Here is a 23,908-nt window from a genome sequence, read left to right on the forward strand (position 1 = left end):
GCCTGCAATCTGGGGTCAGGGGAAAGAACATGAAGACGCAATATCTCAGCAAACAAGAAATCTACGACGGCGCAGTCCGCCATCTGTTCGGACAGGGCGGTGCTGCCATCCTGCCGCGCGGCGGTGCTGCGTACCATGGCCAGGGCGGGCGCTGCTGCCCGATCGGTAACCTGATCGGCGTGCGCGACTACACCACGTCGATGGAAAGCGTGCCGGTGCGCTACATCCTCAAGCCCACCAACGAGATTCCGCGTTACATGGATGCCGGCGTCATCGCGTTGCGCCGCGCGCTCAAGCGTGCGCGCATTGACGTGGACGACCGCGACACCGTCGAGCTGCTCTCCAAGCTGCAGAACGCGCACGACGTGTTCGGCACGTGGGAGTGGAAGGACCGCCTGCAGTCGATTGCGCGCCAATTCGGCCTGAGCGGCGCTCTCGTCGATACATTCTGACCGACCGGCCGGTCACAGATCACCCTATAGAAGGTGACGCCATGAAAGGGAAGGGGACGTTCCTCGGCATCGAGGACATTTTTGAACGCGTGCGCACGCACCTGCTCGCACAGCAATGCCGCTCCGAAGACGCCGACGGCGAGCCGCGTTACCGAGGCCTCGACAACCGTCGGTGCGGCGTCGGCATTCTCATCGACGATGCGTTTTACTGCGGCGCCATCGAGCGCCTGGGCGTCAGTCTGCTGCGTGTGCCTGGCGACGATCCGCTCGCGTGTGCGCTGCGCTGCTCTGGCGTGAATGTCGACGACGATCAGGTGGTGGATCTGCTGATCAATCTGCAGGACATCCACGATCTGGCCGCCATCGAAAGCTGGCCCGCGGCGCTGGAAGACATTCGCGGCCGGTTGCCCCGCAGGTTGCCCGATACGCCGCTGGCGGTCTGAGCGATTCAATCTCCATGCGAACCCGGCCTTGCGCCGGGTTCTGTCATTTCAGCGCATCGAGCTCGGGGTAGTGGCGGAAAATGCCCATCGTGTTGAACGGAATGCGCCGCGGCGATTCCAGATACGCCGCGATGTTCGGCTGCGCCGCCACGCGATCGTGCAGCGCCACCAGATGCGGCAGCTCGCGCTCGTATCGCCGCATGTGGCGCGAAAATGCGTAGCGCAGCCCCGCCACGATCTGGAACAGCGACAAATCCACATACGTCAACGCATCACGCACGGCCCATGTCGGGCCGGCGGGGTTGCGCTCGAGCACGCGCTCGAAGTAATGCAGGAATTTGGGCGCGCGGTGATCGAGAAAATCCTGCGTGCGGCGCTTCGCTTCGGGCCGCTGGTCTTCGTAGTACTCGCCTGACGCGATGGGGTGGTGCGTGTCGTGAATCTCCACCACAAAATCGGCAATTGTCAGTTGCAGGCCGTGCGTCCAAAGGCCACCGGCTTCGTCGTGCGGAGCCAAGCCGTAGTGCTGGCCCAGGTAGAGCAGGATGTTGGCCGTCTGCGCGATCACCAGCGGCCCGGCCACCAGGAACGGTGGCGCGAACGGCGGCGTCGGAATGCCGGCATCGTCGAGAAACGCTTCGATGGCGGATTCATCTTCGCGGCCGAGGTCGGTATAGGGCACGGCGGCCTGCTCCAGCGCCAGCCGGACGAATTCACCGCGGCCCTGGATTTCGGGCCAGTAGTAGAGCGTGGTGTCCATGGTCGGGCGGATAAGCGAGGTGGGTGCTGCGCAGCAAGAGCGATGCCGCATCGCAGCGGGAACGGTGCCTGCGAACGATAATAGGCGCTTGCCTCTGCGCTTGTTTCAACCCGCCCGCCGTGAACGCTCCACTTTCTTCTTCGCAGGTTCCTTCGCCCGCCATCGACGCCGCTGATCCTGCCCACTGGCTGGTCCGGGGCCACCCCGGTTATCTGCGCGCCAATCTGGCGCTGTTCGCGGCGGGCTTCTCTACGTTCTCGCTGCTGTATTGCGTGCAGCCGCTCATGCCAATGCTGGCGCACGACTTCGGCCTCACGCCCGCGCAGACGAGCCTCGTGCTGTCGGTGTCCACGCTGCTGCTGGCATTTGCGATTCTGTTTGCGGGGTTGCTGTCGGAGTCGATCCATCGCAAGACGCTGATGGGCGTGTCGCTGGTGCTGTCGTCGGGGCTCACGCTGGCGGCGGCTGTGCTGCCGGGCTGGCACGGGTTGCTGGCCACGCGGGCCTTGCTGGGCGTGGTCCTTGGCGGCGTGCCGGCGGTGGCGATGGCGTATCTGGCCGAAGAGGTGCATCCGCAAGGGCTTGGCATGGCGATGGGGTTGTACATCGGCGGGACGGCCTTCGGCGGCATGGCCGGACGTGTGTTGACCGGCGCCGTGGCTGACCATTTTGGCTGGCGTGCCGCCATCGGCTTTACCGGCACGCTGGGTTTGCTGGTGGCGCTGGCGTTCCTGTGGCTGCTGCCGCCGTCGCGCCGTTTTGTGCCGCGCAAGGGTGTGGCGCTGGGCGATCTGTTCGACACGCTGGGCGCGCATCTGTGCGAGCCGGGCCTGCGCGCGCTGTTCGCCATGGGCTTTCTGCTGATGGGCGGCTTCGTCACGATCTACAACTACGCGAGCTTTCACTTGCTCGATGCGCCGTATGCCCTCAGCCAGACGGCGGTGGGCGGCATCTTCATGGTGTACCTGCTGGGCATTGGCGCTTCCGCCTGGTTTGGCCGATTGGCGGATCGCCATGGCCGGGGCCGCATGCTGCTGGCGGGCACGGCGCTGATGTCGGCGGGCGTGCTGCTGACTCTGGCGGGGCCGCTGGTGCTGGTGATTGGCGGCATCGCGCTGCTGACCTTCGGCTTTTTCGGCGCGCACGCGGTGGCCAGCGGCTGGGTTGGGCGCCGTGCGCAGCGTGCCAAGGGGCAAGCTGCGGCGCTGTATCTGCTGGCGTATTACCTGGGCTCCAGCCTGATCGGCACGACAGGCGGCAAGCTTTACGCGCCGTGGGGCTGGCCCGGGGTGGTGGCCCTGGTGATGGCGTGCATGGCATGTGCGCTGGGCACGGCGGTCTGGCTCTGGCGGCGGGCTCCGCTGCCGCAGGGCGCCAAGCGGTGAGGTTGTGCGCCCGGGGAATTCGCGTATCGTGCCGTGGTCGATGTCTGCACGATCGCTTTCCCTGTCATGCGTACTCATTCTCTCTTCCTGACGCGGCGACTGTGGCCGCTCGCATCGTTCCTGCTTGTGCTGGTGGCCTGCGCCGCCAACGTGGTCAACGCTGCCCCGGTGTCGTTTGCCAAACTGGCCGGGCTGCCGAGCTCCACCGCCAGCGCATCGGCGCCGGCGGCGGACCCTGCGCAGACACGCCAGTCGCTCGACACCGTCATCACGCTGCTCAACAACGACCAGCAGCGCACGGCCCTCGTCAATGAACTGAAGCAGTTGCGCGACGGCATGAGCGCGCAGCAGAAGGTTCAGGCCGAACAGGCGCCGGGTCTGTTGGGCGCGGTGGCGTCGCTCATCGAGAACGGCTCGTTGCAGGCCGATGTGGAAGCCGGGGCGCCGCGCTACTGGCTGCGCCGCATCGAGGCCGCCAGCGGTAATGCCGGCCTGCTCTTCTCGCCAGACAAGCGCATGTCGCTGGCCGCCGACTTTGCCAGCACCGTGGGCATCTGGGCCGCCATTGCCGGTGGCCTGCTCGCCCTGGGCTGGTTGATCCGCCGTGTGTTTGGCCTCACGGCGGGCCTCGGGCCGCATCCGACCACGCGCGCGTTGTTGATCGACGCGGCGCGCAAGATCGGCCCATGGGCCATTTCCTTTGCCGTCATCATGCGGCTGGAGCGCGAAGCCTCGCCCGGCTTTGTCCTGGCGCTGGTGCTGGCCTACGCCATCGTATGGGGCGCGATCATCACGGCGGGCGTGGCGATGCTGTTCTCGCTCTTTTCCGGCAGTGCGCACCGGCGCGTCGCGGTGGAATACCTGTTCAAGCACGGCATGTGGCCGATCTTTCTGACGGCCAGTCTGGGGGCCTGTGGCGATGCGCTGGTCGACCCGCGCGTGGCGTTGGTGCTGGGCGGCTCGCTCAGTCTGCTGCTGGCCACGGCGTGCAACGTGGTGGCGTCATTGATGCTGGCGGTGGGCGCATTGTGGGCGCGCCGGCCGATCGGGCAGTTGATCGCCAATCGCCCGCTGGAGCTGCGCAGCGGCGAACACACGGGCAACCAGGTCCGCCGTCTGCTGGCGGCGTTCTGGCCCGTGCCGGTGGTGGTGCTGGCGAGCGCCACCGTCGTGGCCACGCTGACGACGCCCGACAACGTTGACGTCGTGGCGCGCCGCGCGGTGATGACGTCGCTGCTGCTGGTGGCGGCGTTCTTTCTGTCGGCGCTGATTCGCCCCCGCGCGAACTGGCGCTCGCACCTACGTCTGGGGCGCAGTTCGCCTTACGTGGAGCGGCTCAAGCATTTCGTTGGTGCGCTGATCAAACTTGTCATCTGGATCGCCTTTCTTGAGTTGGTGCTGCGCGTGTGGGGCCACACGCTGGTGGAGCTGGCGCACAGCTCCGTCAACGGCAAACGCATCGCCGATGCCATGGTGGGCCTGATCAGCACCGTCTTTGCCACCTGGCTCGTCTGGATCCTGCTCGACACGGCGATCTTGCGGGCGCTGTCGCCGGCCTCGGCGCGGGCGCAGCCCAGCACGCGCGCGCTGACCATCCTGCCGCTGCTGCGTAATGGCCTGAAGGTGACGCTGGTGGTGACGGCCAGCATCGGCGTGCTGGCCAACCTGGGCGTCAACGTGACGCCGCTGGTAGCCGGCGCTGGGGTGATCGGCCTGGCGGTGGGCTTTGGTGCGCAGTCGCTGGCGCAGGATTTCATCACCGGCATCTTCATCCTGATGGAAGACACCATCAGCGTGGGCGATACGGTGGACGTGGGCGTGGCCACAGGCTCGGTCATCAACCTGACCATCCGCACGGTGCGGCTGCGCGACGGCACCGGTGCGGTGCTGTCGATTCCGTTCAGCCAGATCAAGACCGTGCGCAACCTCTCGCGCGATTACTCGTTTGCCGATTTTGAAGTACGCGTGGCGATGGAGGCTGAACCGCAGCAGGCGATCGAGCTCGTGCGCACGGCGGCTGATCAGATTGCTGGTGAGCCGCGCTTTGCCTACACGCTGCTCGGCGGTGCGGAAATTTTCGGGCTGGACCGCTTCGAAGGTGGCGCGATGATCGTCAAGGGGCGGTTCAAGACGCGCCCGCAGAAGCAGGCTGACGTGCTGCGGGCGTTCAACGTTGTGCTCAAGGATGCGTTCGATCAGGCGCACGTGCCGCTGGCGGCGCCGGGGACGGTGTTGCGGACTTCGGCGGCGTTTGAGGAGTGGATGACGCGGGTTGGGGCGGATGAGGGGAAAGGGGCGTCGGCTTCTAATGAACCACCCGCTGCTGCGCCGGCGTAAGGGCGTTGATGGTTTGCTGCTGTTTCGTCCCCTGCCGGGGCCGACTCACTTTCTTTGTCTTGCCAAAGAAAGTAAGCAAAGAAAGGCGCGCCCGAGATGGCGACTTCCCCTTGAATTTATGTCGCAGAGAGGGAGCGCAGGCAACTCGCTTCGCTCAAACAGGCCTGCACTCTTTTTCCTCTCTGCAACAGAAATTCAAGGCGCCATCTAGGGCAGGGAAAGCCAAAAGCCAAACCGTCTGGGCGCGTGTGTTTTCGCCCAGGCCGTGTCTTCGTTTTAGAACCCGTGGCGCATGCCGACCATCACGCCGGTCTGCGAGGCCTTGGGCAGCGCGGCTGCGAGCACGGTGCCCGCATCCTTCTGGTGGGTGTAGTCCATGCCGACGTATAGCCACGTGCGCTTGCTGACCACGTAATTCATGATCGCGTATGCGGTGTAGCGCAGGCCGTCGGGGTCGCGCTGGCGGGTGGCCATGCCGCCGACCACCAGGTTGTACTGTCCGCTGAAGTCGTACTTCACGCCGCCGAGGATGAGGTCGTTCTTGGTGGGCGTGCCGTCGCGGTAGTTGATGTAGCCGAGCATCAGTTTTGCGGGGCCGACCTGTACGCTGCCGCCGGTGGTCCACGTGCGCGTGCCGACCGATTGCAGGTCTTTCTGCTGCTCCCACGCGCCGCCGAAGGCGAACGGGCCGCTGGCGTAGTTGAGCGACAGGGCGCTGTAGTTACCCGCTGAGAACGCGCCTGCCTGCTCGCCCATGCCGACCATCACGCCCGGGCGCCAGCCGTTGAAATCACCCACGTACTTGACCGAGTTGTCGATGCGCACGCCGGTGGCGGTCACGTGCCAGGCTGTCGCGCCGAGGTTGCCAATGGAGAGCGCGTCGTATTGGCCGGCCGTGTTGAAGACGAGGTTCTCTTGCCGGCCGAACGTCAGCGAGCCGAACCCGCCTTCCAGCCCGACATACGCCTGGCGCCCGAACAGGCGCGACGTCGCAGGCGTGGTGGGCTTGTAGCCGCCCAGGCCCATGTCGTTGGTGGAGCCCACGCCCGTGTCCGGTGCAAAGCCGCTGACCAGGTGGAACACGGCCTTCAGCCCGTTGCCGAGGTCTTCCGACCCGCGAATGCCGAAGCGGCTGCCGCTGTAGTAACCGCCCGCCATCTCGGCCTTGCCGTGGCCGTCGGCGTCGTTGTTGGTGCTGTAGCGCAGGCCGGTTTCCATCACGCCGTACAGCGTGACGCTCGATTGGGCGTGCGCCTCGCCGCAGGCAAGCAGTGCCGACAGTGCAACGGCCGATAGCGGAATGGAACGGTTCGAAGTGGTCATGTGGCTCCCTTGTTGTCGTGACGACTGTTGTGTTGGCCGGAATGGGCTTTCCGGCCTGGCTCGGGGGCCGACTCTCAGGCAAGTCTGCGCTGTAAGGGTTGAAGTTACGCATGCACCGGCAAAGCGCCGCACACGTCGCGCCGGGTGGGGTGTTGCCCGCTGAAGGGGCGTTGAGCGTAAACCGCCGGCTTACAGATTCTTGGGGGTTTTCCCTCGGGCAAGCGGCGTGGTGCGGGGCTGCCGCTACACTGGCGACGCTGATTTCCGATCGCCACCCGCGTACCGCCATGCCATCGCTCTCCGTTCCCGTGCTCAACGCCCTGCGTGACAAGTTGCCCGCGCTTTCGCCGGCGCAGCAGGGTGTGGCGCGGTTGATCCTGGAAGCGCCGGAGCTGTCGCTCGAACAATCCGTGGAGACGCTGGCCGTGCGCGCCGGGGTGTCGATGCCGACCATCGTGCGGATGTGCCAGGCGCTCGGCTTCGAAGGCTTGCGCGAGTTCAAGGCCACGCTGGCCGCCGAGCTAGCGCACGCGCAGCCGACGCTGCCGGGCCATGTCGGCCGGGCAGATCCGCCGGCACTGGTCGCCAGCAAGGTCATTGACGGTGCCGCGCGGGCGTTGGCCAAGCTGCGTGAATCGCTGTCCACCACACAAGTCGACGCCGCCGCCGAGCGCATCGCCCGCGCCCGCCGCGTCGATTGCTATGCGGCCGGTGCGGCGTCATCGTTCATGGCGAACGACATGCAAGCGCGGTTGATGCGGCTGGGGTTGGCGTCCAACGCCTACTTCGATGCGCATCTGCAGCTCGTGTCGGCCAGCCATGCTGGGTGCGTCCGACGTCGTGGTGGCGTTCTCGCACGTGGGGCGGATGCCGTATCTGCTCGAGTCGATCGCCTATGCGGCGGAGCAGGGCGCCTGCGTGATCGCCATCACCCAGGCGGGCACACCGCTGGCGGAACGCGCGCAGATCGCGCTGACGGTGGACGTGCCGGAAGATGCCGTGATGCGGGTGGGCACCGAGGCGTACCTGGTGCATCTGACCGTCATCGAAATCCTGATGACCTGCGTGGCGCAACGCCGCGATGAGATGGTGCGCTCGCGCATGCGTGCGATCCAGCGGCTGCTGACAGAGCGCAGCGTCGACCGCCCCTAAACGGCGAAGGCGAAAAAAATGGCGCCACGCGGGCGCCATCCGTAGCAAATGCGGCGTTCAGAGCCGCGAGATTGCCAGCCCGATCGCCAGCAGACTCCCCAGCCCGAAGATCGTCCAGCCGACCGTGCGGCGCTTGGTCGTCATCACCCACAGCCACAGACCCGAGATCGACAGGAAGATCAGGCAGCCGGCCAGCGTATCCACCAGCAGAATCCACGGCACCGTCATGCCGACGCCCTTGTGCAGACTCATCAGCGTGCCGAGGAAGCCATTGTCGGTCTGGCGGATCGATACCGAGCGATTGCCGGCCCAGTATTCAGCCTGGATTTGCGTGGTCGCGCTGCCGAAGTTGAAGGTCCATTGCTCGGGCTGCATGAGCGGCTTGGCGGCGGGTTCGCGCGGGGCGTCGGCGTTCTTCTCGTCCTGCGCGCCTTCACCCTTGGCAGGGCGCTCGGCCCAGGCGACCAGCTTGGCTTTTTCCACGCGCGTGCGGGTGGCGGGCTCCGATATGTTGAGCGTCTGCTGCAGCCAGGCGCCCATCGCGTCGGGCGTAGCAGGCACCGGGTCGGGCAGGGCGATCTGCGTATTGGTGCGCTGCTGCGCCACGGGCAGCTTCAATACCGCGCGGTGATTCAGCCAGATGCCTGACACACCAAAGATCAGGCCCATCACCGCGCCCCACAGCCCGAACCAGCCGTGTGTCTTGCGCAACCACCGGACGATCGTGGCGCGGCGATTGGCGGGATGCTCGGCCTTGGCCTTCGCGGGGCGCGCGTTGGCGCCTGGATTGGCGTCGGGCTCGGCCGAGAGCCGGGGATGGGACAGGTCGGTCATGAAGCACAAGGCGGCGCAAGGGCCGCCGGAGGGAGGCAAATCGACCGGCCAATATAGATGAGAATGATTCTCGTTGCAATCGACTGCCGGTTACAACGTAATACGCTCCAAGGCCCGCCGCGATGCCTCATCCGCCGGATAGAAGCACTCGATGCGCATCTCCTGCAGCCCCGCATCGCGCGGGGTGCCCAGCGTGGTGAGCGTGGAGAACAGCGAGATCGTCACGCCGTCGCGCTGCAGTGAAATGGGCAGGAACGGCGGCGGATCGCCGGCATCGTGCGCGTGCGCGGCGGGGGCTGCCGGCGCATCCGCCGCATCGAACAGCGCCGGTTGCATCGCGCGGATGTCGTGCAGCAGCCGCTGCGTTGCCGGGTCGATGGCTTGCAGCGCCAGTTCCTGCCGCACGCGCCGGGCCAGGTAGCGGCCGACAACGTCACGGTTGGCGATGGCCGGCCACAGCGCGGTCGGGTCGAATACCAGTTTCATCATGTTGACGGCACCCGGTGCGCCTTCGGACCGGTCGTCGCCGATGGCCCAGCGCATCAGGCGGCGATGCGCGGCATTGGCATCCAGCACATGCCAGAAACGGTCGAGCACGATGGCCGGATACGGTGCCTGCTTGTCGAGGATCAGCTTCACCGCATGGCGCACCGCCTGCATCATCGGCGAGGCCTCATCGGCCGGTGTGGCGAGGCCCTGCTCGGAATAGGCGGGGGCGAAACCGGCCGCCAGCAGCATCTGGTTGCGATGGCGCAGCGGCACGTTCAGCTCCTCTGCCAGTTGCAGGATCATGTTCCGGCTGGGCGCCGCGCGCGCGGATTCCAGAAAGCTCACGTGCCGTTGCGATACGCCCGCTGCCAGGGCCAGCGCCAGTTGGCTATACCCGCGCCGCGTGCGCCAGAAGCGCAGCAACTGCGGAAAGCGCGACAGCGCTGCTTCGGGCGGCTCAATCGCCACTGGGGCGGCATCGGCGTCTTCAAGCATGAGGGTGTCGTCGGTGGCGGACAAGGACGAGGATGATGAGGCAGGCTTGGCGGATGTCATGCCACCTATTGAAGCAGAGTCAGGTAGCTGCCGCGATTACCTGTCGCGTAATTGTGACCGCAACGGGCGGCGCCAATACTGAGCCTATCCCGAGACTCCCGAGCCGAGTGCCCATGCAGCGCGAACCGATCGACTACCCCGCCGATGCCCTTCCCACCCGCGACGACCGCGTCCGCACAGCCGACGGCTGGACGCTGCCCGTGACCGTCACCAGCCCTGGGCTGGGTGCGCACGGCACGGTGGTGATCTGCTCGGCGCTGGGCGTGCCACGCCAGTTCTACGCGGCGTTTGCGCGTGCCCTGTGCCTGGCGGGCTGGCGTGTGGTGACGTTCGACTACCGCGGCATTGGCGAGGCGGTCGCGACCGGTCCGGGCACCCCGCGCTTTGCCGATTGGGGCCGGCAGGACATCGACGCCGTGCTGAAATGGGTGCACGACACGCTCGTCCCCGAGGGCTGCAGCGGCCGCAAGCTGGTGGTGCTCGGCCACAGCGCGGGCGGCCAACTGGCGGGGCTGGCACCGCACATCGTGCATGCCGATGCGCTGGCGCACGTAGCGGTGCCGCTGGCAGATGCGCGGCTGTGGCCGTGGCGCGGGCCGCTGGCCCGTCCGCAATTTGCTTGGCTGCTGCGTGTGCGGATTCCCTTGGCGGTGGCGCGCGTGCGCGGTGGCATGCTGCCGCTCGCGGCCGTCGGCATGGGGCCGATGTCGATTCCGGCCGCCATCCTGGGCGATTGGGCGCGCTTTGCCCGCCTGCGCGGCTACATCTTCGCGCCGCGCACCGGGCTGGATACCTCGCGTTATCCGAGGCTCGCCGTGCCGCTGCTCGCCTGGGGTTTTGACGATGACCCGTTGGCACCGGCTAACGCCATTGATGCGCTGGTCGCACAGTTTCCCGCCACGCGCGTGACGCGCCGACAAATGGGCGGTGCAGCATTGGGTGCAAAGGGTGTCGGCCACATGGGCTTCTTCCGGGCATCGTCCGGTGCGCCATGGTGGCGTGAAACCGTGGCGTGGCTCGATGCCCTGGCCTGAGCCGTCCTTTGCGGTTCCGCGCGCTTAGAACGTGTAGACGACGCCCGTACCGCCAAAGTAACTCTGCTTGTTCTGCACGATCGGGCTCTTCGCCGCGTTGCCCAAGAGGCGCGAGGTGCCGATCGCCGTCTGCACCGCCCAATGGCGCGAAAACTCGTGCGTCCAGGCCACCGTGAGCGTGGCGGCTTGCAGGCCGCTGCCCGCGCTGTACTGGGCGAAGCCGCTGTTGGCCGACTGCTGCGGCGTCACCCCGAAGTACGTCTGCATGTACTTGCTGGAGCCGAAATGCAGGCTCGGGCTGACGGTGATCTTGTCGCTGCCCCAGCTCACGACCGGCGCCGCCACGTCAATGTGGCCCGACCAGCCGCGCTCGCGGTTGGTGATGGGCACTTCCAGCGTGGCGCTGCCCGTGGTGTCGCCGATGAGCTTGCCGCCCACCGTGACCACGCCCAGCAGCGAGCCCTTGACGGTGCCCATGCCCTTGAGATGGTCCGAGCCGGGGCGCCCGTAGCGGTTGGTGTCGGAGCGGCCGGGGTCGTACGCCAGCGCGGCCGAGGCGAACATGCCGTTCAGGAAGCGGATGGCATAGCCCGCGCCGCCCTGGGTCGGGTCGATGAACCAGCCGTTGCCGAAATCTGCCCGCAAGCCGGGGCCGGCCGTCACGGTGTACTCCTTGCCGCCCTGGTAGCGCGGCGCTACACCCGCGTTGAGCGACAGCGAGTACGACGCATCGTCGGCATACACCGAAGAGGGCGACAGCCACATGCCCGAGAGCGCGGCCAGATAAGCGATGGAGAACCGGGGGGAGAGACGATTGAGCACGTAGGACCTCTTGTTGGACCTCTTGAGAGAGAGCCCGCAGTCTGGCGAGGTGCCGCACGCACGTCTGTCTGGAAATTGCCGGGAAGTTGTGCGCAATTGTGCGCGAGTGTCTGCAAGTTTCTCCACGCCATCCGCTCGCAAGGCCATCGCCGTACACTGCGCGCCAACACAAGAAGAAACGGGGGTACGAGCGATGACGGCGATGACCGACGAGCCGCTCAAGACCAAGGTGCTGCTGATCGAAGACGACGACCGTCTCGCGCAGCTCGTCAGCGAATACCTGGGCAACTATGAATTTGCAGTCGAAGTGGTGCGCCGTGGCGACATCGCCGTGGCTGCCGTGCGCGAACACCACCCTGCGCTGGTGATCCTCGACCTGATGCTGCCGCACATGGACGGCATGGAAGTGTGCCGGCGCATCCGCGCGTTCTCGCGCGTGCCGGTGCTGATCCTGACCGCGCGCGTGGATACGTATGACCAGGTGGCCGGGCTGGAGATCGGCGCCGACGACTACGTGCTCAAGCCGATCGAGCCGCGCTTGCTCGTTGCCCGGGCCCGCGCGCTGCTGCGCCGTTCGGTGCCGGCCATGTCGACGTCCGAGCCGGTGGCGCCGCGCGACGACACGCTTGTCTTTGGCGAACTCGCCATCTCGCCACCCAACCGCACCGTCACCTGGCGCGGCCAGCCGGTCGACCTCAAGACGGCGGAGTTCAATCTGCTGCTGATCCTCGCGCGCGCCGCCGGCACCGTGCTCAGCCGCGACGACATCCTCAAGCAGTTGCGCGGCATCGAGTTCGACGGGCTGGATCGAACCGTCGACTCAGGCATCTCGCGCCTGCGCCGCCGCTTTGGCGACGCCTCGCCCGAGCCGCACAAGATCAAGACGATCTGGGGACGCGGCTATCTGTTCAGCCCGTCGGCGTGGGAGGACTGAACCGTGCTCAAGTCGTTACTGAAGCTGTACGCAATGGTCGTGGTGGCCGCGGCGCTGGCGCTTATCGGCGTCAACAAGTCGTTCGTCTGGCTGTTCCACGACACACTCACCCACGGCGAGCGCGAGGTGCGCAAGGGTTACGCCTTCGTGCTGCAGGACTACCTTGATCGCGCGGGCCCCGACGGGCGCGATGCCGCCATCGCGCGTTTGAACAAGAACGCGTGGGAGACATTCGACCTCGTCGATCCGGACACCGTGCCGAATTTCTCAGCCCAGCAGCGGCGCGATCTGGCGGATCACAAGCTCGTGCTGATGACCAACGGCAAGGATTACTACCTGCCGCTGCGCGACGGCACCGTCCTGCACGCCTACAGCGAGGACATGGACTACCTCGGCATCCAGTTGGTCGCCTATTCGCTGATCGCCATTGCCGCGCTTCTGCCGCTGCTGCTCTGGGTCTGGATGCATTGGCGCGACCTGCGCGTGCTGGAAGAAGCGGCTCGCGGCTTTGGCGCCGGCAAGCTGGCGACGCGCGCCAATCTGCGCAAGCGCTCGAACGTGTATGCGCTGGCGCGCCAGTTCGACGAGATGGCCGAGCGCATCCAGGGCTCGATCCAGCACCAGCGCGAGATGATGAACGGCATCTCGCACGAGCTGAAGACGCCGATCGCGCGGCTGGAATTCGGCATTGCGCTGCTGCAGTCGCCGGTGTCGCCGTCGTCAGAAATGCAGCGCAACGTGCGGCTCGATGCGCTGCGCCGTGACGTGCGTGAACTCGATGAACTGGTGAGCGAGCTGCTGGCGTTGAGCCGCCTGGAGCAGGGCGCCATGCACCTCGTGCTGATGCGCGTGGCCGTGGGTGAATGGCTCGACAGCGTGGTTGCCAGCGTCGCCAACGACGTGGCCGACCGCCAGCTCACCCTGGCCGTGCATGCCGAGGGCGCCCCCGCGCACCACGTGTGCGACCCGCGCCTGCTGGCGCGTGCACTGCTCAACCTGATCCGCAATGCCACGCGCTATGCCAGCAACACCATCACCATCCGCGCCGAAGCGGGCCCCGCCGGTGCGCTGCGCCTGACGGTGGAAGACGACGGCCCCGGCATTCCCGAGCCGGATCGCGCGCGCGTGTTCGAGCCGTTCCTGCGCCTGGATGCCAGCCGCGACCGCCATACCGGAGGCTTCGGCCTCGGGCTGGCGATCGTGCGGCGTATTGCGCTGGTGCATGGCGGTGATGTCCGCCTCGATGCGGCAACGGGCGGCGGTGCGCGCTTTTCCGTGCTGCTGCCTGACATGGCGATTCCGCCGCTGTAAGCGCAGCTGGATCGGTCAACCTGGGGGGCTAGGCCTGGTCGCCGCCCGGCCGATGCAGAAACGCGCTCGGGCTGCTGCCGAACGCCCGCCGGAACATCGCAGAGAACGCGCTCTGGCTGTTGTAGCCCAGCTCCTGCGCCACGCGCGACAGCGGCATCCCCTGCGACATCATCGGGATGGCGCTGGCGAGCACGGCCTGCTGGCGCCACTGCGAAAAGCTTACGCCCAGCTCGTCCCGGAAGCGCCGCGCCAGCGTGCGGGCGCTGGCGCCTACATCGCGGGCGAGGACGTCGAAGGTGAGCGGGGTGCCGGGGTCGGCCATCACGCGCTCGCACAGGGCGCGCAGGCGCTTGTCGGCGGGCATGGGCAAATCCAGCGGCAGCGGGGCGCTACGGCGCAGCTCGTCGAGGATGAGCATGGCCAGCGCCTGCTCGCGCGCGGCCGGCAGCGGCTGGCGCACGTCCATCGCGGCAATCAGCTCGCGCAACAGCGGCGACACCTCCATCACGCGGCACTGCGCCAGCGTGCCGGTCACCACGGACGGGTCGGCATACAGCGTGCGCAGAAAGGCGGCTTCGACCACCCACACCTCATGCTCGATGCCGGGCGGAATCCAGATCGCCCGTGAAGGTGGCACTACCCAGGCGGTGTCGCCCGCCTGCACGCGCAGCACACTGTTGTGGCTATACGCCACCTGCGCCCACGGATGGGTGTGGCGCGGGAACCGCGTGTTGGCGTCCATCTGCCGCGTGTAGAGCCGCACCGGATGCGCCGTTGAGGGCGGCGTGCGGCCTTCGATATCGGTAGGCAGGATGCGCTGTGGCATGGCGGGTTTGCGACAGAAGCGGTCAGCCCAGTGTAAATGCGCCGGCAGGACTTGTCGAAGGCAGATGTCGATGGCAGGCTATCGCCCGGCGCCGCAGATGTTTGGCGCCACACAACAAAGCGGATCGCTCAAGCGGTCTCGACAAAAAACGCCGTTGCCCACGAGGCACGCGGCGACATGGGTGCGAACAATGCAAACGGGAAATCACACGCGTAGCCGGGGGGCGCGCGGGGCGATGGGATGGTTGCGGCCGTGGGCCGCGCTTGCCATGTGTGTGGCATGCATGGCTGCGTTGACAGCGCCGGCCGCCCGCGCCGACATCAGCATCATCCAGTCCTTGCCGCTGTCCGGCACACAAGCCGCGACGGGGCGGGCGCTCAATGCCGGGGCACGCCTGTATTTCGACTGGCTCAACCTCGATGGCGGCATCAACGGCGAGACCATCCGCCTGGTCGCCCGCGACGACGAGCAGAAGGTCGAGCAGACCCTGCGCAATGTGCGCGACATGGCCAAGATCGACAACCCCGTGGCGGCGCTCACCGTGGTCGGCACCGCCAATGTGGAAGCGCTCATGCGCAGCGGCGTGCTGGCCGAAGCCAACCTGCCGCTGGTCGGGCCCGCCACGGGGGCCTCCAGCATGACCGGCGATCCGCTGGTCTTCCCCATCAAGGCCAGCTATCAGCAGGAGATGGACAAGATGGTGGGGGCGCTCGCCACCATCGGCGTTACGCGTATCGGCGTGCTGTATCAGGACGATGCGCTGGGCAAGGAGGTGCTGGCGGGCGTTGAGCGCACGCTCAAGCCGTACAAGCTGATGATTGCGGCCACCGCTTCGTACCCGCGCAACACGGCCTCGGTGAGCGCCGCTGTCGACAAGCTGCTCGGCGCCGATGTGCAGGCCATTTTCCTGGGCGCCACGGCGGAGCCCGCCGCGCAGTTCATCAAGCAATACCGCGCGCGCGGCGGTGCTGCGCAACTCCTGGGGCTGTCGTCCATCGATCCGGGCATCCTGCTCAAGGTGGCCGGTATCGATGCGGTGCGCGGCTATTCGCTGGCGCTTGTGATGCCGAACCCGGGCAAGGGCGTCAACCCCGTCATCCGCGAATTCAACCGCGCACGCGCAGCCGTGGGCGCCAGAGATGTCGAACTTTCATTCCGAGCCGTGGAAGGCTTTGTGGCAGCCAAGGTGCTTGCCGAAGCCGTGCGCCGCGCGGGCCCCAAGCCCACGCGCGACCAGGTGCGCCGCGAGCTGGCCCACCTGCGCAATTTCGATGTGGGAGGCGGGTTTATGGTGGACTTTTCCGACCGTACGCGGCCTGGTTCGCACTATGTGGAGCTGGGGGTGGTGGGGCCTAATGGGCTGGTGATTCAGTAAGGCTGCGTCTGTGCAGTTTGTTGTGCCTAATGGCGGATTTGGAAGTTGCGAGGGGCGGGGATTTCTTTGTTGGTGGTGCATCCCTTGTTTCATCCCCTGCCGGGACCGAAAGGGGGATGAACCACTAAAAAAAATCCCAGCAAAAAGCCAAAAGCACAAAGCAAAACGCCTCTCAGAGAGATTCCCCTCTGAGAGGCGTTCATTCATCCACGATGTCGGTCAGGCAATAGGCGCCGTGCCCGCCCCATGCTCATGCCTGCCCGCCGGCTTGACGATCGCCAGCGTGGCAATCAACCCGCACAACGCGGCAAACGACACCCATACGCCCGGCATCGCCTTGTTGCCGGTGGTGTGGATCAGCCACGTGGCAATCGCGGGAGTGAAGCCGCCGAAGATGGCCGTGGCCAAGCTGTATGCCAGCGAGAAGCCGGTGGTACGAACTTCCGGCGGCATGATCTCGGTGAGCGTGACGACCATCGCGCCGTTGTAGCTGCCATACAGGAACGACAGCCACAGCAGCACGGTCAGCATGCGGGCGAACGACGGTGCGGCAACCAGCCACTGCATGGCCGGGTAGGCCGTCGCCAGCATCAGCACTGTAAAGAGGATCAGCAGCGGGCGGCGGCCGACGCGGTCAGACACGGCGCCCATCACAGGCAGCCAGAAGAAGTTCGAGGCGCCCACGCACAGCGTGACGATCAGGCTGTCCATGTCGGACAGATGCAGCACGCTCTTGCCGAAGGTCGGCGTGTAGGCGGTGATCAGGTAGAACGACACCGTGGTCATCACGACCATCAGCGTGCCTGCGCCTACCAGGCGCCAGTTCTGGCCCATCGAGCGGAACACGGCGGCCAGGTCCGGGCGGTGCTTGCGCTTCTGGAACTCCTCCGTCTCTTGCAGCGAGCGGCGGATGATGAACAGGAACGGCACGATCAGGCAGCCGATCAGGAACGGCACGCGCCAGCCCCATGCGCTCATCTCAGACGGCGGCAGCAGGTACGACATCAACACGCCCAGCAGGGCGGCAAACATGACGGCCACTTGCTGGCTGGCCGATTGCCAGCTCACAAAGAAGCCCTTCTTGCCGGGGGTGGCGATTTCGGCCAGGTAGACCGACACACCGCCCAGCTCCACGCCGGCCGAGAATCCCTGCAGCAGCCGGCCGACCAGGACCAGCAGCGGCGCCGCCAGCCCGATGGTGGCGTAGCCGGGCACCAGTGCGATCAGCAGCGTGCCGCAGGCCATGAGCGCTAGCGTGACGATCAGGCCCGTGCGGCGGCCGTGACGGTCGATGTACGCGCCCAGGAAGATCGCGCCCAGCGGCCGCATCAGGAAGCCGGCGCCAAAGGTCACCAGCGACAGCATCAGCGAGAGGAACTCGTTGCCGGCCGGAAAGAAGGTGTCGGCAATGGCCTTGGCGTAATAGCCGTAGACCATGAAGTCGTACATCTCCAGGAAGTTACCGCTGACCACCCGGAAGATGGTGCGGGCCTTGGATTCGTTGGGGTTGGAGGTATGCATGAAGGGTCTCACTCAACAGCTTGGGTACAACGCGCGGGCGAGCCGGACAGCGAACTGCGGGCCGCCTCGTAAAAAGTGGTGATGTGGTACGGCGTGCTCGACGGCATGTCGGCGCGCAGGCGCTGGCCCGCGGGGTCGATCACCTCGTTCCAGCCGTGTGCGTGCAGGAAGCGTGTCGACCACGCCGGCAGCAGGCGCGCGAGCATGGCACCCTGCGTTTCGGTGCACAGCGCGAGGGCGCGGCCGTATTCAGTCTGTGCCCAGATGCGCTGGCTGGCGTCGCGCATCGTGCCGTCCAGATTGAGTGACAGGCACACGCCCTGCGTCTCGGCATCCACGCCGTCGGCACAGGCCGCGTCCACCGCACGGGCGAGGCTCTCGGCCAGATGGCGGCCGGCTTCGGAGCGCGTAAAGACGTCGGCGTGTGCGCGCACGAGGTAAAACCATTCGAACTGGTGACCGGGCTCGATGCGGTTGTCGGCGCTGGCCTCGTCCACCGGCAACTCCGCGATGCCGCCCGTGCGGGGGTCGATGAAGCGCGCGAGGATGCCTTCGGCCAGCGTGCGCACGCCGGTCTCGGCCCAGGCGGGCGGTTCGTCCAGCGCGGCGGCGGCCAGGTAGGCCTCGGTCAGGTGCATCACCGGGTTCTGTGCGACACCGGCCAGCGTGGTGCTGAACGTGGCGTCCATGGATGCGACCGGCAGCGGTTTGGCCCCGGCGCGAGCAAAGCTGCGCACGATCACGTCGTGCGCGTCGTGCATCAGCGCGGCGGCACGCGGGTCTTCGCTCACGGCCAGCCAATGTGCAGCGGCAAACAGCACGAAGGCGTGCGTGTACAGATCCTTGGTGGTGTCGTGCGGCGCCAGCGCGCTGTCGATCGCAAACAGCCAGCCGCCGTGGATCGTGTCGCGAAAGCGCGTGTCCAGTGCATGGCACAGCGCGGCGGCGCGTTCGGCGCAGAGATCGCGGTGGCGCTTGGAGAGCTGCGTGGCGCGCGCGAAGGTATACAACTGCCGCGCACATGCCATCGCCCGGTACCGCGCGGTTGATGCCGGCACCAGCGCGCCGTTGTCGACGACGAGCGCCTCATAGCAGAGACCGGCCTGCGCGTTCCAGCCCGGGCCGAGCCACATGGGCAGCAGAACGTCGTCGTAATAGCGGTCGAATGATTCCAGGGCAGCCGCAATGTCAGCGGACAGTTCGGTGGCCGTATCGGGCAGCGGGGGCGTGGAGGATTGTGAAAGCATGTGCGCCGTGATGATCGTGGCGGGCGTCGACCCGTTTTAGCCCGGCCGATTGCTCGGATCTGTTCTGTTCACCATAGGCGACGTACATGCGTTGTACATGTGAACAGACCCGGGATTGTGCTCCAACTGGCTGCCCCGCGCCACGCGCAACCGGTCCAATCCCGGTCACGGCGCAGGGTTGTGGGTCCAATGAAAGGTTTTTTCCCGGATGCTGCCCGGGCGTGGGTTGTGCGAAGATGAATCATCCTTGGCTCACCCCCTGGTCTTGCCCCGATCCATGCACCGTCGCGATCTGCTCAAGCAGTTGGCCGCCGGGCTGCTTGCCCTGGCTCCTGGTTTGTCCCGCAGTGCCGCGCCCGGCTCCGCCGCTGGCGCCTCCGAACCGTTTGACGAAGCACGCCTGCTGGCGCGTGCACGGGCCTTGGCGGCGCGGCCATACCGGCCTCGCAGCACGCAGTTGCCCCCGCCACTGGCCGTACTCGGCTGGGACGGCTACCAATCCATCGGCTATCGCCGCGATCACGCTCTGTGGGCCGGGCAGCACTTGCCTTTTGAGGCCAAGTTCTTCCACCTGGGGCTGTTCTTCAAGTCGGCCGTGCAGATGCACGAGGTGGTCGACGGCCAAGCTCGCTTAATCGCCTACGACCCCGCCATGTTCGATTACGGCAAGAGCGGGTTGGATCATCGGGCGCTGCCGGCCGATCTCGGTTTTGCCGGCTTTCGGCTGACCACCAAGGCAGACCCGACGCGCGATGTGGCTGCCTTCCTCGGTGCCAGCTATTTCCGAGCCGTCGGCGGGCAGTGGCAGTACGGCATGTCGGCGCGGGGGCTGGCGATTGATACCGGCTTGCCCCGCGCAGAAGAGTTTCCGGACTTCACCGAATTCTGGCTGGTGCGCCCGGCCGCCGACGCCGATACGTTGCGCGTCTATGCGTTGCTCGATTCCCCAAGCGTGGCGGGCGTCTACCGCTTCGACATCCGCCCCGGCGACACGCTGGTGATGGACGTGGCCGTCACCCTTTACGTGCGCAAGCCGATCGAGCGCCTGGGTATCGCGCCGCTGACCAGCATGTTCCTTTACGGCGAGAACGACCGCGCCGACCGCGCTGGCGATCGCCACAGCGCCGCCCGCCGCTGGCGTGCATCGGACTGGCGCCCGGAAATTCATGATTCCGACGGCCTGGCCATCTGGCGCGGCTCGGGCGAGTGGGTCTGGCGGCCGCTGGCCAATCCGCCCATGCTGCGCAGTCAGCGCTTTGCCGACGACAGCCCGCGCGGCTTCGGCCTGCTGCAGCGCGATCGCAATCCCGATCATTACCAGGATGACGGCGTGTTCTACGAGAAGCGCCCAAGTGTGTGGGTGGAGCCCACGCATGACTGGGGTGAAGGCGCGGTGGAACTGGTGGAGCTTTCGGCCAACGATGAAACCTTCGACAACATCGTCGCGTTCTGGCGACCGGCCGTGGCGCCGCATGCGGGGCAGGAGCTGGCGTTTGGCTATCGGCTGACGTGGGGCGCGCAGCCTGCGGCGGCCTCGCCGCTCGCGCGGGTGGTAGCCACGCGCACGGGCATTGGCGGCGTGGTCGGGCAGCCGCGCAAATACTTCTCCTGGCGGTTTGTGGTGGACTTTGCCGGTGGGGAGTTGTCGCGGCTGGGGCGCAGCACGGCGGGGTCGACCGTGGAGCCTGTCATCCGAGCCTCGCGCGGGCGGGTCGAGATTGCATCGGCGCGGCCGCTGGCGAGCATCGACGGTGTGCGGGCGATGTTTGACGTGGTGCCGGATGCCAGCAACGCGCCGATCGAGTTGTTGCTGACGTTGCAGTCGGGGGAGCGGTTGCTGTCTGAGACTTGGGCGTATCAGTGGACGCCGCCGGTGGATCGGGCGGTTTGATTCTTTGGCTTGGTTGATTGATGCGCGTGGTGCGTCCCTTGTTTCATCCCCTGCCGGGGCTGACCTACTTTCTTTGTCTTGCCAAAGAAAGTAGGCAAAGAAAGGCGCGCCCGAGATGGCGACCCATCCCTTGAATTTATGTCGCGGGGAGGGAAGGGAGGCAAACTCGCTGCGCTCAGACAGGCCTCCCTTCTTTTTCCTCCCCGCAACAGAAATTCAAGGCGCCATCTAGGGCAGGGGACGGCCAAACCGTCGCTGCTCTGGGTTAGTTGTGGGGCGATGTCTTGCTGAACTTCGCCGCCATTTCTGCCCAGCCTTCGGGGCCGAGCTTTTCCATCGTCGCGATATTCCGCTCGTAGATGTCCGCTGCATCGGGTACGGCTGCTGCGGCGCGGGCGATGCTGTCTTCGCGCAGCAGATGCAGGATGGGGACGGGCGCGCGATTGGTGGCGTTGGCGATGTCGTCTGGGGCGGCATCGGCGAAGACGAAATCGGGGTGGAAGCTTGCCAGTTGCAGCTCGCCTTCGTAGCCGGCCTTGGCGAGCACGGAGTCAGCGCGCTCCGTGAGCGAGTGGAAATCGAGGAAGTCAGCCAGGGCGGGAACGATCAGCAGCGTGGTGTCGATCTGTGCGGCGGGGGTGGCGTGCAGCAAATCGGCTTCGGCACGCAGGTGGTCGAGCACGTCGCCGTCCATCGTCGCGCGGCTGACGGCGTATCGAACCTGCTGTTTGACATGCACGGCCTTGGCGAAGGGGCACAGGTTCAGGCCGATGACGGCGTCTTCGAGCCAGCGCTGCACGCGCGCGACATGATGGGCTGCGTCATCCGCGTTCAGGGGCAGCGCATCGGCGGGCGGATCAAGCAGGACGAAATCAGGGGCGTGATTGGACACGGCGCATAGGAGGGATGAGATAGCGCGCAGTGTAGTCGATGGCCTGGGAGCGCTTCTTGCGACGGGATGGGTGTTGTGATTTGCAACGTCCGGCGTGCGCTGTTGATGTGCGCCGAGATCACTTCGGGTGCTTCGCGCGCCGCTTATGTGGTCAGTCCATTCCGTGTTTTTGTAAAAGAAGGAGCCCAACCATGATTGAACTGCGCCTGAAAACCGCCCTCGCCGTGGCCGCCACGTTTGCTGCGTCGGCTGCTTTCGCACAGATGACGCCGGCACCGCAGACTTCACCGCAGACCACCGGCACCGTGCAGACCGCCCCACAAGGTGGGCCGGCCACCTCGTCGTCTGACCCGCTGGTGCAGAAGCGCATTGACGACAAGGCCGCCAGCGACGAATACAAGGCCCGCAAGTCCGACGCCAAGGCCGCGTACAAGGAAGAGAAGAAGGCCGCCAAGGCCAACCGCAAGGCGGAGAAGAAGGAAGCCCGCGCCAAGCGCAAGGAAGCCATGAGCGGACAGGGCGGGCCTGCCCAGACGCCGGCCAGCGAAGGCAAGTAAGCCGCCGGCCGAACCATGAAAAAAAGGCGATCCGAGGGTCGCCTTTTTTCTGTCCGCTGATTTTGCCTTCAGTGCCCGCGCGTTGTCGGCAGGCGGACCTGCGCGACGGCCATTTCCCATTGGGCGATGCGATGCGCGGCTTCGTCGCGGCTGATGACGGGGTGGAATGTACGCGAGGCGCGCCATTGCTGGGCGACCTCGGCTTCGTCACGATAGAAGCCCGTGGCGATGCCGGCCAGATAGGCCGCACCCAGCGCCGTGGTTTCGATGATCTCCGGGCGCACCACCGGGATGCCGAGTAAATCGGCCTGGAACTGCAGCAGCAGATTGTTTGCCGAGGCACCGCCATCGACGCGCAGTTCCGAGATGGTAGAGACGGCATCGCGCGTCATGGCCTGCAGCAGGGCGGTGCTTTGGAAGGCGATGGATTCCAGCGCCGCGCGCGCGATGTGTCCGATGGTCGTGCCGCGTGACAGGCCGACGATGGCGCCTTGCGCGGTCGGGTCCCAGTACGGCGCACCGAGGCCCGTGAACGACGGCACGAACACCACGCCGCCGGAATCGGGCACCGAGGCGGCCAGGCCCTCGACGTCGGCCGAGCGCTGGATGGCGCGCAGGCCGTCGCGCAGCCACTGCACCACCGCGCCCCCAACGAACACGCTGCCTTCGAGCGCGTAGCTGCGTTTCGCGCCGCTCTGACAAGCCGCCGTGCTGATCAGGCCGTTGTGCGACTGGACAGCTTTGTCGCCCGTGTTGAGCAGCATGAAGCAGCCGGTGCCGTAGGTGTTCTTGGCCATGCCGGGTTTGAAGCAGGCTTGGCCAAATAGGGCCGATTGCTGGTCGCCTGCAATGCCGCCGATGGTGAGCGAGGCGCCAAGCCAGTCGGCATCGGTCTGCCCGAATTGATACGCGGATGGATGCACCTCGGGCAACAGGCTCGGGTGAATGTCGAGCGCGCGCATGAGGTCAGCGTCCCATTCGCCGGTGTGGATGTTCCACAGCATCGTGCGGGAGGCGTTCGACACGTCGGTCACATGGAGGCGGCCACGCGTGAGTTGCCACACCAGCCAGCTGTCGATGGTGCCGAAGGCAAGTTCGCCGCGCGCGGCGCGCTCGCGGGCGCCATCCACGTGGTCGAGAATCCAGCGCAGCTTGGTGGCGGAAAAGTACGGGTCGATGATCAGGCCGGTACGTTTGCGCACCTCGTCTTCCAGGCCCTCGGCGCGCAGGCGCTCGCAGATGGATTCCGTGCGGCGGTCCTGCCAGACGATGGCGTTGAAGATCGGTTTGCCCGTGGCGCGCTCCCACACCATGGTCGTTTCGCGCTGGTTGGTGATGCCCAGCGCAGCCATGTCGGCGGCGGAGAGCTTCGCTTGTTCGAGTGCGGCGCGGCAGGTGGCGAGCTGACTGTTCCAGATGTCGAACGGGTCATGCTCGACCCAGCCGGGCTGCGGAAAATGCTGGGGAAACTCCTGCTGGGCGCTGGCGACGATCTGGCCGGCGCGGTTGAAGACGATAGCGCGTGAGCTGGACGTGCCCTGGTCGAGCGCGAGGAGGTATTCCATAAGGCAGAGACATTGAAGTGCCGGGGAAGATCACTCTACCCCGGCAATTGATGCAATGGTGATGCGAAAGCATAGCCCGCCGTTGGCAGGCGTGCGATGCAGATGATCCTGGTGCCGGATCACTCGTTATCTGGAACCTGTTCACGATCCGTAGCGAGCGGCCCGAGGTTGGCTTGAGAAGCGCAGCCGTACATGGGTACGGC

Annotated in this window: 21 protein-coding genes and 1 pseudogene; 12 read left to right on the forward strand and 10 right to left on the reverse strand. The window is 66.3% G+C overall.

Features of this window, described 5'->3' with window-relative positions; genetic code table 11:
- The first annotated feature begins 29 nt into the window (after window positions 1-29).
- The gene (locus DOD19_RS16995; RefSeq protein ID WP_024977451.1) at window positions 30-452 is read left to right on the forward strand and encodes a hypothetical protein; all 423 of its coding nucleotides are present in this window, start codon (window positions 30-32) and stop codon (window positions 450-452) included.
- A gap of 41 nt (window positions 453-493) precedes the next feature.
- On the forward strand, window positions 494-895 hold the full coding sequence (locus DOD19_RS17000) for a hypothetical protein (RefSeq protein ID WP_024977452.1): 402 nt from the start codon (window positions 494-496) through the stop codon (window positions 893-895).
- Between the two features lie 43 nt (window positions 896-938).
- On the opposite strand, the gene DOD19_RS17005 is transcribed toward DOD19_RS17000, so the two are convergent.
- Complete coding sequence (locus DOD19_RS17005; protein WP_112186758.1) at window positions 939-1,655, reverse strand: glutathione S-transferase; 717 nt, start codon at window positions 1,653-1,655, stop codon at window positions 939-941.
- A gap of 119 nt (window positions 1,656-1,774) precedes the next feature.
- Here DOD19_RS17005 and DOD19_RS17010 point away from each other — a divergent pair, with 119 nt between their 5' ends.
- Both DOD19_RS17010 and DOD19_RS17015 read left to right on the forward strand, forming a co-directional pair.
- Window positions 1,775-3,040 (forward strand): MFS transporter, encoded by a 1,266-nt coding sequence (locus tag DOD19_RS17010; protein WP_112186760.1) that lies wholly within the window; start codon window positions 1,775-1,777, stop codon window positions 3,038-3,040.
- A gap of 66 nt (window positions 3,041-3,106) precedes the next feature.
- Window positions 3,107-5,377, forward strand: coding sequence for a mechanosensitive ion channel family protein (locus DOD19_RS17015; protein WP_112186811.1), 2,271 nt, complete (start codon window positions 3,107-3,109; stop codon window positions 5,375-5,377).
- Window positions 5,378-5,653: 276 nt separating this feature from the next.
- Here DOD19_RS17015 and DOD19_RS17025 read toward each other — a convergent pair whose 3' ends face one another.
- The gene (locus DOD19_RS17025) at window positions 5,654-6,700 is read right to left on the reverse strand and encodes a porin (protein WP_024977456.1); all 1,047 of its coding nucleotides are present in this window, start codon (window positions 6,698-6,700) and stop codon (window positions 5,654-5,656) included.
- Between the two features lie 287 nt (window positions 6,701-6,987).
- On the opposite strand from DOD19_RS17025, the pseudogene DOD19_RS27955 reads away from it, so the two are divergent.
- Together DOD19_RS27955 and DOD19_RS27960 are read left to right on the forward strand one after the other, a co-directional pair.
- A pseudogene (locus DOD19_RS27955) lies at window positions 6,988-7,170 on the forward strand (RpiR family transcriptional regulator); the annotation flags it as partial.
- A gap of 397 nt (window positions 7,171-7,567) precedes the next feature.
- Window positions 7,568-7,852, forward strand: a complete 285-nt coding sequence (locus tag DOD19_RS27960) for a hypothetical protein (protein WP_239498025.1) — start codon at window positions 7,568-7,570, stop codon at window positions 7,850-7,852.
- Window positions 7,853-7,909: 57 nt separating this feature from the next.
- On the opposite strand, the gene DOD19_RS17035 is transcribed toward DOD19_RS27960, so the two are convergent.
- Together DOD19_RS17035 and DOD19_RS17040 are read right to left on the reverse strand one after the other, a co-directional pair.
- The gene (locus DOD19_RS17035) at window positions 7,910-8,686 is read right to left on the reverse strand and encodes a PepSY-associated TM helix domain-containing protein (protein ID WP_112186761.1); all 777 of its coding nucleotides are present in this window, start codon (window positions 8,684-8,686) and stop codon (window positions 7,910-7,912) included.
- A gap of 90 nt (window positions 8,687-8,776) precedes the next feature.
- Window positions 8,777-9,730 carry a helix-turn-helix transcriptional regulator gene (locus DOD19_RS17040; RefSeq protein ID WP_112186763.1) on the reverse strand — a complete coding sequence of 318 codons (954 nt, stop codon included), beginning with the start codon at window positions 9,728-9,730 and terminating at the stop codon, window positions 8,777-8,779.
- A gap of 113 nt (window positions 9,731-9,843) precedes the next feature.
- Here DOD19_RS17040 and DOD19_RS17045 point away from each other — a divergent pair, with 113 nt between their 5' ends.
- Window positions 9,844-10,764 (forward strand): alpha/beta fold hydrolase, encoded by a 921-nt coding sequence (locus DOD19_RS17045; RefSeq protein ID WP_024977464.1) that lies wholly within the window; start codon window positions 9,844-9,846, stop codon window positions 10,762-10,764.
- Between the two features lie 24 nt (window positions 10,765-10,788).
- Here DOD19_RS17045 and DOD19_RS17050 read toward each other — a convergent pair whose 3' ends face one another.
- On the reverse strand, window positions 10,789-11,586 hold the full coding sequence (locus tag DOD19_RS17050; RefSeq protein ID WP_239498026.1) for a MipA/OmpV family protein: 798 nt from the start codon (window positions 11,584-11,586) through the stop codon (window positions 10,789-10,791).
- 202 nt (window positions 11,587-11,788) lie between these two features.
- Here DOD19_RS17050 and DOD19_RS17055 point away from each other — a divergent pair, with 202 nt between their 5' ends.
- The gene (locus DOD19_RS17055; RefSeq protein WP_024977466.1) at window positions 11,789-12,520 is read left to right on the forward strand and encodes a response regulator transcription factor; all 732 of its coding nucleotides are present in this window, start codon (window positions 11,789-11,791) and stop codon (window positions 12,518-12,520) included.
- 3 nt (window positions 12,521-12,523) lie between these two features.
- On the forward strand, window positions 12,524-13,831 hold the full coding sequence (locus tag DOD19_RS17060; protein WP_112186768.1) for an ATP-binding protein: 1,308 nt from the start codon (window positions 12,524-12,526) through the stop codon (window positions 13,829-13,831).
- A gap of 28 nt (window positions 13,832-13,859) precedes the next feature.
- Here the strand turns inward: DOD19_RS17060 and DOD19_RS17065 are convergent, their stop codons facing one another.
- Window positions 13,860-14,657: a helix-turn-helix transcriptional regulator gene (locus DOD19_RS17065; protein ID WP_024977468.1), complete on the reverse strand. Its 798-nt coding sequence runs from the start codon at window positions 14,655-14,657 to the stop codon at window positions 13,860-13,862.
- A gap of 283 nt (window positions 14,658-14,940) precedes the next feature.
- On the opposite strand from DOD19_RS17065, the gene DOD19_RS17070 reads away from it, so the two are divergent.
- Window positions 14,941-16,032, forward strand: a complete 1,092-nt coding sequence (locus DOD19_RS17070) for an ABC transporter substrate-binding protein (protein WP_112186813.1) — start codon at window positions 14,941-14,943, stop codon at window positions 16,030-16,032.
- Window positions 16,033-16,251: 219 nt separating this feature from the next.
- On the opposite strand, the gene DOD19_RS17075 is transcribed toward DOD19_RS17070, so the two are convergent.
- Together DOD19_RS17075 and DOD19_RS17080 are read right to left on the reverse strand one after the other, a co-directional pair.
- Window positions 16,252-17,553 (reverse strand): MFS transporter, encoded by a 1,302-nt coding sequence (locus DOD19_RS17075; RefSeq protein WP_112186770.1) that lies wholly within the window; start codon window positions 17,551-17,553, stop codon window positions 16,252-16,254.
- Window positions 17,554-17,561: 8 nt separating this feature from the next.
- The gene (locus tag DOD19_RS17080; RefSeq protein ID WP_112186772.1) at window positions 17,562-18,800 is read right to left on the reverse strand and encodes an AGE family epimerase/isomerase; all 1,239 of its coding nucleotides are present in this window, start codon (window positions 18,798-18,800) and stop codon (window positions 17,562-17,564) included.
- 277 nt (window positions 18,801-19,077) lie between these two features.
- On the opposite strand from DOD19_RS17080, the gene DOD19_RS17085 reads away from it, so the two are divergent.
- A complete protein-coding gene (locus DOD19_RS17085; RefSeq protein WP_112186774.1) occupies window positions 19,078-20,691 on the forward strand; it encodes a glucan biosynthesis protein D in 1,614 nt (537 codons plus the stop codon).
- A gap of 265 nt (window positions 20,692-20,956) precedes the next feature.
- Here DOD19_RS17085 and DOD19_RS17090 read toward each other — a convergent pair whose 3' ends face one another.
- Window positions 20,957-21,583 (reverse strand): DUF1415 family protein, encoded by a 627-nt coding sequence (locus tag DOD19_RS17090; protein ID WP_112186777.1) that lies wholly within the window; start codon window positions 21,581-21,583, stop codon window positions 20,957-20,959.
- Window positions 21,584-21,774: 191 nt separating this feature from the next.
- Here DOD19_RS17090 and DOD19_RS17095 point away from each other — a divergent pair, with 191 nt between their 5' ends.
- Window positions 21,775-22,140, forward strand: coding sequence for a hypothetical protein (locus tag DOD19_RS17095; protein WP_112186779.1), 366 nt, complete (start codon window positions 21,775-21,777; stop codon window positions 22,138-22,140).
- 68 nt (window positions 22,141-22,208) lie between these two features.
- On the opposite strand, the gene glpK is transcribed toward DOD19_RS17095, so the two are convergent.
- Entirely contained in the window at window positions 22,209-23,705 is a 1,497-nt protein-coding gene (gene glpK / locus DOD19_RS17100; RefSeq protein ID WP_024977475.1) for a glycerol kinase GlpK, read from the reverse strand.
- Window positions 23,706-23,908: the final 203 nt, after the last annotated feature.

It is taken from the genome of Ralstonia sp. GX3-BWBA, from assembly GCF_003290055.1.
Lineage (GTDB): Bacteria > Pseudomonadota > Gammaproteobacteria > Burkholderiales > Burkholderiaceae > Ralstonia > Ralstonia holmesii.

Coding starts and splice junctions, on each gene's coding strand:
- DOD19_RS17065 (WP_024977468.1), bottom strand. CDS start 14,657: ATGCCACAGCGCATCCTGCCTACCGATATCGAAGGCCGCACGCCGCCC.
- DOD19_RS17005 (WP_112186758.1), bottom strand. CDS start 1,655: ATGGACACCACGCTCTACTACTGGCCCGAAATCCAGGGCCGCGGTGAA.
- DOD19_RS16995 (WP_024977451.1), top strand. CDS start 30: ATGAAGACGCAATATCTCAGCAAACAAGAAATCTACGACGGCGCAGTC.
- DOD19_RS17085 (WP_112186774.1), top strand. CDS start 19,078: ATGCACCGTCGCGATCTGCTCAAGCAGTTGGCCGCCGGGCTGCTTGCC.
- DOD19_RS17075 (WP_112186770.1), bottom strand. CDS start 17,553: ATGCATACCTCCAACCCCAACGAATCCAAGGCCCGCACCATCTTCCGG.
- DOD19_RS17095 (WP_112186779.1), top strand. CDS start 21,775: ATGATTGAACTGCGCCTGAAAACCGCCCTCGCCGTGGCCGCCACGTTT.
- DOD19_RS27960 (WP_239498025.1), top strand. CDS start 7,568: ATGCCGTATCTGCTCGAGTCGATCGCCTATGCGGCGGAGCAGGGCGCC.
- DOD19_RS17080 (WP_112186772.1), bottom strand. CDS start 18,800: ATGCTTTCACAATCCTCCACGCCCCCGCTGCCCGATACGGCCACCGAA.
- DOD19_RS17045 (WP_024977464.1), top strand. CDS start 9,844: ATGCAGCGCGAACCGATCGACTACCCCGCCGATGCCCTTCCCACCCGC.
- DOD19_RS17000 (WP_024977452.1), top strand. CDS start 494: ATGAAAGGGAAGGGGACGTTCCTCGGCATCGAGGACATTTTTGAACGC.
- DOD19_RS17055 (WP_024977466.1), top strand. CDS start 11,789: ATGACCGACGAGCCGCTCAAGACCAAGGTGCTGCTGATCGAAGACGAC.
- DOD19_RS17025 (WP_024977456.1), bottom strand. CDS start 6,700: ATGACCACTTCGAACCGTTCCATTCCGCTATCGGCCGTTGCACTGTCG.
- glpK (WP_024977475.1), bottom strand. CDS start 23,705: ATGGAATACCTCCTCGCGCTCGACCAGGGCACGTCCAGCTCACGCGCT.
- DOD19_RS17035 (WP_112186761.1), bottom strand. CDS start 8,686: ATGACCGACCTGTCCCATCCCCGGCTCTCGGCCGAGCCCGACGCCAAT.
- DOD19_RS17070 (WP_112186813.1), top strand. CDS start 14,941: ATGGCTGCGTTGACAGCGCCGGCCGCCCGCGCCGACATCAGCATCATC.
- DOD19_RS17015 (WP_112186811.1), top strand. CDS start 3,107: ATGCGTACTCATTCTCTCTTCCTGACGCGGCGACTGTGGCCGCTCGCA.
- DOD19_RS17040 (WP_112186763.1), bottom strand. CDS start 9,730: ATGACATCCGCCAAGCCTGCCTCATCATCCTCGTCCTTGTCCGCCACC.